Consider the following 8,998-nt stretch of genomic DNA (forward strand, 5'->3'; position numbering starts at 1 on the left):
ACCACGTCAGTCGCCGATCGCCGAGAGGTACTCGCTGTAGAACAGAGCCAGTCCGACTGCCGACGAGATGGCGGCCAACAACCAGAAACGGATGATCACCGTCGTCTCGGCCCATCCTCCGAGCTCGAAGTGGTGATGGAACGGGGCCATCCGGAACACTCGTCGGCGGCTCGACCGGAAGACCGCCACCTGGATCACGACGGACGCGGCCTCGGCCACGAAGAGCGCACCGATGACGACCATCAGCAGCTCGGTCCGGGTGACGATGGACAGGCCGGCGAGCAGGCCACCGAGCGCGAGCGAGCCCGTGTCGCCCATGAAGATCTTGGCGGGCGCCGCGTTCCACCACAGGAAGCCGATGCACGCACCCGCCGCAGCGGCACAGATCAGGGCCAGGTCGAGCGGATCACGGACGTCGTAGCAGCCGGGTCCCGGACTCGTGGTGCACGCCTGCCGGTACTGCCAGAACGTGATGACGGTGTACGCACCCAGCACCAGGGTCATCGATCCGGCCGCGAGTCCGTCGAGGCCGTCGGTCAGGTTGACCGCATTGGACCAGGCACTGACGAGGAGGTAGCAGAACAGGATGAAGACGATGCCGCCCATGGAGACGGTCGCGATGTCGCGCACGTAGCTCAGCTGGACGCTGCCCGGCGTCAGTCCGCCGGCACCGTTGAACTGCAGTGCGAGGACACCGAAGATCACCGCGGCGAACAGCTGACCCACCAGCTTGGCCGTCTTGTTCAGTCCGAGGTTGCGCTGCTTGCGGATCTTGATGAAGTCGTCGAGGAAGCCCACCACGCCCAGCACCGTCGTCAGACCCAGCACCAGGAGCGCCGACACGGACGGCCCGTCCGCGTCGTAGCCGATGCCGATGAGGTGCGAGCCCCAGTAGCCGGCCCACAGACCGGCGAGGATCGCGACGCCGCCCATGGTGGGCGTGCCGCGCTTGGACTGATGGCTCGCAGGACCCTCGACCCGGATCTCCTGGCCGAACCCCTGCTTCGAGAACGCCTTGATCAACACGGGCGTCAGCAGGATCGCCACCGCCAGCGCGATACCGCCCGCGAACAGAATCTGTCTCACCGAGTCTCCCCCTGCTCGCTCAGCAATGCCTCCGCGACGGTCCACAGCCCCACCGACTGGGACGCCTTCACCAACACCAGGTCACCCGGCTCAACCTCGTCGCGCAGCAGCGCGATCGCGGCGTCGGCATCGGGAACCAGGTGGGCCTCCTCGCCCCAGGACCCTTCCATGACGGCACCCTGGTACAGCCCGTGCGACGGGCGACCCGTTCCCACGACGATGATCTTGCTGACGGCCAGACGCACCGCGAGGCGCCCGATCCGATCGTGCTCGATCACCGACTCGTCGCCGAGTTCGGCCATCTCACCCAGCACGGCCCAGGACCGCCGACCCCTGTCGCGGCCACTGCGCGCCATCGTGACGAGCGCCTTCAGCGCGGCGCGTACCGAATCCGGGTTGGCGTTGTAGGAGTCGTTGACGACGGTGACGCCGTCGGCGCGCGTGCGCACGTCCATGCGCCGGGCCGAGGCGGCCTCCGCGCCCGACAGCGCGGCCGCGACGGTCTCGACGTCCATGCCGCAGTCCAGGCCGACGGCCGCCGCCGCCAATGCGTTGCCCACCTGGTGCTCGCCGTGGACCAGCAGCGACACCGGAGCGCTCCCCGACGGCGTGACCATGGTGAACGACGCGCGCGCGGTCTCGTCGAGGCGGACGTCCAGCGCGTGGACGTCGGCACTGGTGTCCGACCCGTAGGTGACGACGCGAGCGGTGGTCTTCGACGCCATCGCTGCCACCAGCGGATCATCGGCGTTGAGGATCGCCAGACCACCGGCCTCCGCAGCCGGAAGCGCTTGCACCAGTTCGGACTTGGCCTCGGCGATGTTCTCGCGCGAGCCGAACTCGCCGAGGTGCGCGGTGCCGACGTTGAGTTCCACACCGATCCGCGGCGGTGCGATCGCGGCCAGCGCGGCGATGTGGCCGCGTCCCCGCGCCGACAGCTCGAGGACGAGGAACCGTGTCGAGGCGTCCGCGCGCAGCACGGTCCAGGGATGCCCGAGCTCGTTGTTGAAGGAGCCGGGCGGTGCGACCACGGTGCCCGCACGCTCGAGCACCGCGCGGATCAGATCCTTGGTCGATGTCTTCCCCGAGCTTCCGGTGACACCGACGACGGTGAGATCGCCGGCGGCCAGTTCGGCGACGGACGCCGCGGCCAGCTTCCCGAGTGCGTCCAGAACGGCCGCGCCGGGTCCGTCCTCGTGCTCGACGACGATGGCGGGAACGCCCACCGGCCGCGCTGCGAGCACCGCGACGGCACCGGCGGCGACGGCACCGGCGGCATGATCGTGGCCGTCCACGCGCTCGCCGGGCAGAGCGAGGAACAGTCCGCCCTCGGTGATCTTCCGGGAGTCGAACTCGACGCCGGCGGTGATCTCCACGGAGGGATCGGGGACGTCGTGCAGTGTGCCCTCCACGATGTCCGCGACGGCGGACAGGGACAGTCGGATCACATCGAGCCTTTCTGTCGGTCGAGGGCGTCGGCGAGCACACGGCGGTCGTCGAAGGGGTACTTGATGCCGCCGACGTCCTGCCCCACCTCGTGGCCCTTGCCGGCGATCAGGACGACGTCGCCGTCCTTCGCCCACTGCACCACGGCGTGGATCGCCTCGTCGCGCGGAGAGATCTCGCGCACCTCGGCGCTACCGCCGACGGCGTCGGCGCCTCGCCGAACGGCCGCGCGGATGGCGGCCGGGTCCTCGGATCTGGGGTTGTCGTCGGTGATGACGACCAGGTCTGCGGCGCGCGCCGCGGCCTCGCCCATCAGCGGCCGCTTCTCGGCGTCGCGGTCTCCCCCGGCGCCGACGACGACGGCGATGCGGCCGTCGGTCTGAGCGCGCAGAGTGGCCAGCACCGCCTCGAGTGCGGCGGGTTTGTGGGCGTAGTCGACGACGGCCAGGAAGTTCTGACCACGCTCGACGCGCTGCATGCGGCCGGGCACGTCGACCTCGGCCATCGCGGCGAGGGCGACCGCCGGATCCACCCCGACCTCCGCGCACACGGCGGCGGCGACCACGGCGTTCGCGACGTTGTAGCGCCCCGGCATCCGGAGTGACGCCGACACGACGGTGTCCCGTGCGGCGACCTCGAACTGCTGGGTGCCGTCCGGCCCGGACGACCAGGACGTCACCGCCCAGGAGGCCGTCCCCTCGGTCGTGGTCGCCACGGTGAGCGGGGCGGCTCGGCCACCGGCCGCCGCGATCTCCGCCATGCGCCGGCCCCACCGGTCGTCGACGCAGACGACGGCGCGATCCGCGCGGACCGGCGAGTCCTCGGCGAACAACCGGGCCTTGGCCGCGAAGTAGTCCTCGAAGGTGAGATGGAAGTCGAGGTGGTCCTGCGAGAGGTTCGTGAACGCGCCCACCGCGAAGGTGGTGCCGTCGACCCGGCCGAGGGACAGCGCGTGGGAGGACACCTCCATGACGACCGTGTCCACCCCCTGCTCGTACATCGCCGCGAACATCGCGTGCAGATTCGGAGCCTCGGGCGTGGTCAGCGCGGACGGCACCGGTTCGGTGCCGATACGGGTCTCGATGGTGCCGATGAGCCCGGGAGTGCGTCCGGCAGCGCGCAGCGCCGCCTCCACCAGATAGGACGTGGTGGTCTTCCCCGAGGTGCCGGTGATGCCGATGACCGTCATCTTGGCGGACGGCCGATCGTGCACCGCCGCGGACAGCGTGCCGAGGATCGAGCGGGGCTGCGGATGCACCAGGACGGCAGTGCCGTCGGGCACGCCGGAACCGATCATGAGGGCCACACCCTCGTCGTCGGTGACCACGGCGACCGCTCCGCGTTCGAGCGCCTCGCCCGCGAAGGCGGCGCCGTGCGACCGAGCGCCCGGCAGGGCCGCGAAGAGATCGCCCGCCAGGATGCTCTGCGCGCGCAGTTCGATGCCCGTGACGCCGACGTCGTCCGTCGCGTCGACCAGCGCACCGTCGACGAGCACTCCGTGGCGCAGACCGATCTCTCCGGCCAGCTCGGTCGCCGACGTGACCGTGGGCCGCTGCGGGCGGAGAGTCGAGCTGGGCACTTCGAGACGCTCCTCTGCTGTGGTGACGGGCGGACGGTGGGTGTTCAGGCCGGTGCGGTGACTGCCTCGGCGCCGAACATGCGAGTGCCGCCGACCGGTGGTCGGCGGCCGACGCATCAGATTACCGGCGAGTCGGCACGCCACGAGACGTGCCATGGCGAAGTCCGCCCCGGTGCAGGTGAACGCCCTGCACCGTCGACGGATCAGTCCGCCTGCAGGAGGAGCCGACGACCTTCCTGCGAGAGCGGCACCGCGTCACGCTGCAGCATCCAGGACGCGATCGAGTGGAACAGCGGAGCGGCGGACTGCCCGCCCGATCCGTCGGAGCTGCGGGTCGGGGCGTCGAGCATGATGCCGATCACGTAGCGCGGATCGTCCGCCGGCGCGATGCCGGCGAAGGTGATCCAGTAGTTCGAGTTGGAGTAGCACTTGCACTCCGGATCGACCTGCTGCGCGGTGCCGGTCTTGCCACTGACCTGGTATCCCTCGATACCGGCGGCGACACCGGTGCCGCGCTGGTTGCCGGTGTCGTTCTGCGTGACGGCCCGGAACATGTCGCGCACGGTGCGCGCGGTGTCGGCACTGACCACCGGCACGCCCTCGGGCTGCGGCTCCGCGGTGCGCTGACCGTCCTTGCCGACGGTCGCCGACACGATGCGCGGCGGGATGCGCACGCCGTCGTTGGCGATCGCCTGGTACATACCGGTCATCTGCAGCAGGGTCATGGACAGGCCCTGCCCGATCGGGAGGTTCGCGAACGTGCCGCCGGACCACTGGTCGCGGGCCGGGACACTGCCGGCACTCTCGCCGGGCAGGCCCACGTCGGTGCGCTGTCCCAGCCCGAACTTGTCCAGCATGTCCGCGTAGCGATCCTCGCCGACCCGCTGCGCGAGCATCAGCGTGCCCACGTTGGAGGACTTACCGAACACACCGGTGGTCGTGTAAGGCGCGACGCCGTGATCCCAGGCGTCCTTGACCGTCGCACCGGACATCGTGATGCTGCCGGGAACCTGCAGCACCTCGTCGGGGTTCGTCAGACCGTCCTCGACGGCGGCCGCCGCCGTGACGATCTTGTTCACCGATCCCGGCTCGAACGGGCTGGACACCGCGAGGTTGCCCATCTGCGCCGTCGGCGAGTTGTTGCCCACGCCGATGGCCGGGTCGAAGGTGCCGTCGTTCGACATGGCCAGCACCTGGCCGGTGTGCGAGTCCAGGACGACGGCCGACGCGTTCTTGGCGCCCGACAGATCCTTGGCCTGCTGGACCTGCTGCTGAACGTAGTACTGGATGTCGCTGTCGAGCGTCAGCTCCACGTTCGAGCCGTCGATGGCGGGTTGCTGGTCGCGCCAACTACCGGGAATCACCGCGCCGTCGCTGCCGCGGTCGTAGGTGCGGGAGCCGTCGGTACCGGCCAACACCGGGTCGAGGGAGTCCTCGAGGCCGAGCAGGCCGTGGCCGTCCCAGCCGGTCGCCCCGACGATGTTGGCGGCGAGCGCCCCACCCGGGTACTCGCGGATGTCCTGCCGCTCGAGGCCGACCTCGGGGTACTGCTCGGCGATGGTCGCCGCGACGGCGGGATCGATGCTGCGCACGAGGTACTCGAACGACGAGGATCCGGTCATCTTGTCGAGAAGGTCCTTCTCCGACACCAGGTCGCCCAGGATGCCGTGGACACCGGCAGCGACCTCGCGGATGCGATCGTCCGGATCCGGCTTCGTGTCGTCCTTCGCCTTCGCCTCCTCGAGCTCCACACGCACTCGCTGCGGCTGGAAGGTCAGCGCCTTCGCCTCCATCGTGAACGCGATGGGATTGCCGTCCCGGTCCGTGATGGACCCTCGTGTCGCCGGGTCGACGATGGTGGTGGTGCGCTGACTGGCCGACTGCGCCGACAGCGACGGGGCGTCGATGCCCTGGATCCACAGCAACTGCAGCGTCGCGACGCCCAGGATCGCGAACATCGCGAAACGGCCGTAGCGGAACCGGAAGTCGAACGTCTCGGACTTGCGTGGACCCTGTCGACGCGGCGGACGAGGACCGCGAGGACCGGAGCCGGTGGCCGGCCGAGCGCGTGGGTCGCCGTGGTCGCGGCCAGTGCTCCGGTACGGCTGTCGAGTGGTCACCGAGCGCCTCCTGCGATGGGTACCTGCTGCTCGCCCACCGCGGCGGCGGGAGCCGGAAGAGGCGGCGGCGCAGCATTCTCGGGCATCGGCGTGGTCGTCGGTGCCGCGGGCGCGGTCGTCGTGGGGGCCGGCGTGGTGGATGCTGCCGGTGCCGACGTGGTCGGGGTCGCGGACGCACTCGGCGACGTACCGGGGCGACCGACGGGAGTGAGCGCCTCCCCGCCGGACGCGGGTGCCCCGGGGCGCGCACTCGGAGTCGCCGCACCGCCCGACGGGGTGGCGGCCGCGAAGTCGGGAGCCGGTGGACCGGCGGCCGGTGCCGGCGTACCGATCACCTGGACGACGCCGTCCGGCAGGACCACCAGTCGCGGAACGTCCTTCGTCGGGATCATTCCCTGTGCGGTCGCGCGACGGGCCAGCTCGGGAGCCGAGTTCGCTGTCTCCACGTCACGTTGCAGCGCGGCGGCCCGTTCCGTCAGCTCCTGGTTGGTGGCACGCCCCGCACTGAGCAGGTACGAATCCTCCGCAGCGCGTGTGCTCAACAGCAGTGTCGAGGCGAGTCCGATGGCGAGGAGCCCGATGATGCTGGCCACGAACGGGATCCGAGCCGCGACGGATCGGGTGGGTCGATGCGCGCGCGGGTCGGACTCGTGGGACATCGCACGCTGGCGACGCTTGTCGTACGCGCGCTTGGCCGCGCCCGTGCGAGCGGGAGGCCGCGGTGCGCGCACCGTCTCGAGCGAGGACCCGGCGCGGCGGTTGCCGTCCGATCCGGTCACGTCCACCGGAACACTCATGACGACCTCCTGGAAATGCGTTCTGCGCCGCGCAGTCTGACCGGAGCCGCGCGGGGGTTGTCGTCGATCTCGTCCTGCGAGGCCTTCTCGGCGCCGCGAGTGAGCAGCCGGAACTCGGGTCCGCTTCCCGGCAGCTCCATCGGGAGCCCCTCCGGAGTGGTGGACCGGGTGCGCGGTGTCAGCTCCTGCTTGACCACCCGGTCCTCGAGCGACTGGTAGGACATGAAGACGATGCGTCCCCCGACGACCAGCGAGTCGAGAGCCGGGGCGATGGCGTCTCGCAACGAGTCGAGTTCCTCGTTCACCGCCACCCGCAGTGCTTGGAAGGTCCGCTTCGCCGGATGTCCGCCGGTGCGACGCGTCGCGGCCGGGATGCTCGCGTAGAGCAGTTCGACGAGAGGCCCGCTGGTGACGAACGGTTCCGTCTCCCGGCGGCGCAGGATCGCCGAGGCGATGCGGCCGGCGAAGCGTTCCTCGCCGTACGTGCTGAGGATGCGGGCGATCTCACCGTGCGACGCGGTGTTGAGGATGTCCGCGGCGGTCCGACCCGTCGTGGGATCCATCCGCATGTCGAGCGGTGCGTCCACGGAGTAGGCGAAGCCACGATCGGCGGAGTCGAGCTGCATCGACGAGACGCCGAGATCGAAGAGGATCCCGTCGACGCTGTCCGTCGCGCCGAGGCCGACCGACGCCAGCGCGTCCTCGATACCGTCGTACGTGGTCGCGATCAGCGAGACGCGGTCACCGAAGGGAGCCAGCCGTTCTCCGGCCATGGCCAACGCGTCCGGGTCGCGGTCGAGACCGACGAGACGCAACCGCGGATACGCGGTGAGGAAGTGTTCGGCATGACCGCCGAGGCCGAGAGTGGCGTCGATGTAGACGGGATCGCGGTCGTTCGCAGCAGCGGCGACGAACGCCGGTCCGAGAAGTTCGTCGGCCCGAGGAAGACGGACCGGAACGTGCGAGAAAGGCGAGGCGGATGCCTGCTCGTCCTCCGCCATGGTGGTGATCTCCCGCCTGATTCGCATTCGAGCTGTGTGTCGTGCCAGGTGGAGCGGTGAGTGCGTCGAGGTCTCTGTCCGACAGTGGAACCTGGCGTTGGGGAAGTACGTCAGGGTCCGACCGGTACTTGGCGTTGGGGAAGTACGTCAAGGCCCGGTTCGGGCAGAGGCCACGCGGCACTCGCCGCCGGCCGGGTGTGGCTACAACATGTCCATGAGCGATTCGTCCACTGCCTGCGAGAAATCTTCTTCGTGCTCCTGCGAGTACCGCTCCCACGACGCGGCGTCCCACAGCTCGAGATGATCCATCGAGCCGATGACGACGCAGTCCTTCGACAGCGCCGCGTACTCGCGGTGCGAGGACCCGATGGTGATGCGACCCTGCGAATCCGGCCGCTGCTCGTCCGTACCGGCCGCGAGGTTGCGGATGTACGCGCGCGCCTGCGGGTTCGACCGCGAGGCCTTCGACAGCTTCGCCACCCGCTCCGCGAACACGTCACGGGGGTAGATGGCCAGGCTGTGGTCCTGCCCTTTGCTCACCATCACTCCTCCCGCCAGGTCTTCGCGAAACTTCGCCGGCAACGTCAGTCGAAACTTGTCATCGAGCTTGGGCGTGTAGGTACCGAGAAACACTCGGCACCTCCTCGACCCTGTGTCGTGCAGTTCGCGGGACTCCATCGATCCCCGCTGTCCGCCACATTACCCCACTTTCCCCCACATTCAATCGACACGGCGGAACATTTCAGTGACTCCTCACTAAAGGGCCAGGTCGCACGCACAAAGAGCAGCGAAGTCGGTCCGGCAGCGGGAGGACCCACGTGCGCGTAGTGGAGGTGTCCCCCACCGTTCCGCGACCCCCGTGAACCGGATAATTGCAGGTCGAACGGCACGTTCGCGCGTCACGGGCCCGGGTGACCGCGCGCGGCGGAGTCGCCAGGGGTGCCGGGTGGGGCGTGGTGGGGATCTGGG

Annotated in this window: 7 protein-coding genes; all 7 read right to left on the reverse strand. The window is 69.8% G+C overall.

Features of this window, described 5'->3' with window-relative positions; translation table 11 throughout:
• Positions 1-6: 6 nt before the first annotated feature.
• Entirely contained in the window at positions 7-1,086 is a 1,080-nt protein-coding gene (gene mraY / locus HQ312_RS21550) for a phospho-N-acetylmuramoyl-pentapeptide-transferase (RefSeq protein ID WP_027505847.1), read from the reverse strand.
• Positions 1,083-2,534 (reverse strand): UDP-N-acetylmuramoyl-tripeptide--D-alanyl-D-alanine ligase, encoded by a 1,452-nt coding sequence (gene murF / locus HQ312_RS21555; protein WP_027505846.1) that lies wholly within the window; start codon positions 2,532-2,534, stop codon positions 1,083-1,085. Before murF ends, mraY begins: the two co-directional genes overlap by 4 nt.
• Entirely contained in the window at positions 2,531-4,111 is a 1,581-nt protein-coding gene (locus HQ312_RS21560; RefSeq protein WP_308123954.1) for a UDP-N-acetylmuramoyl-L-alanyl-D-glutamate--2,6-diaminopimelate ligase, read from the reverse strand. The genes murF and HQ312_RS21560 overlap by 4 nt, the downstream gene beginning before the upstream one ends.
• Before the next feature lie 203 nt (positions 4,112-4,314).
• A complete protein-coding gene (locus HQ312_RS21565) occupies positions 4,315-6,231 on the reverse strand; it encodes a penicillin-binding protein 2 (RefSeq protein ID WP_082544520.1) in 1,917 nt (638 codons plus the stop codon).
• Complete coding sequence (locus HQ312_RS21570) at positions 6,228-7,028, reverse strand: hypothetical protein (RefSeq protein ID WP_261782552.1); 801 nt, start codon at positions 7,026-7,028, stop codon at positions 6,228-6,230. Before HQ312_RS21570 ends, HQ312_RS21565 begins: the two co-directional genes overlap by 4 nt.
• A complete protein-coding gene (rsmH, locus tag HQ312_RS21575) occupies positions 7,025-8,029 on the reverse strand; it encodes a 16S rRNA (cytosine(1402)-N(4))-methyltransferase RsmH (protein ID WP_222641555.1) in 1,005 nt (334 codons plus the stop codon). Before rsmH ends, HQ312_RS21570 begins: the two co-directional genes overlap by 4 nt.
• Before the next feature lie 201 nt (positions 8,030-8,230).
• Entirely contained in the window at positions 8,231-8,662 is a 432-nt protein-coding gene (mraZ, locus tag HQ312_RS21580) for a division/cell wall cluster transcriptional repressor MraZ (protein WP_027505841.1), read from the reverse strand.
• Positions 8,663-8,998 lie beyond the last annotated feature (336 nt).

The organism is Rhodococcus sp. BP-316, assembly GCF_019836105.1.
Lineage (GTDB): Bacteria > Actinomycetota > Actinomycetes > Mycobacteriales > Mycobacteriaceae > Rhodococcoides.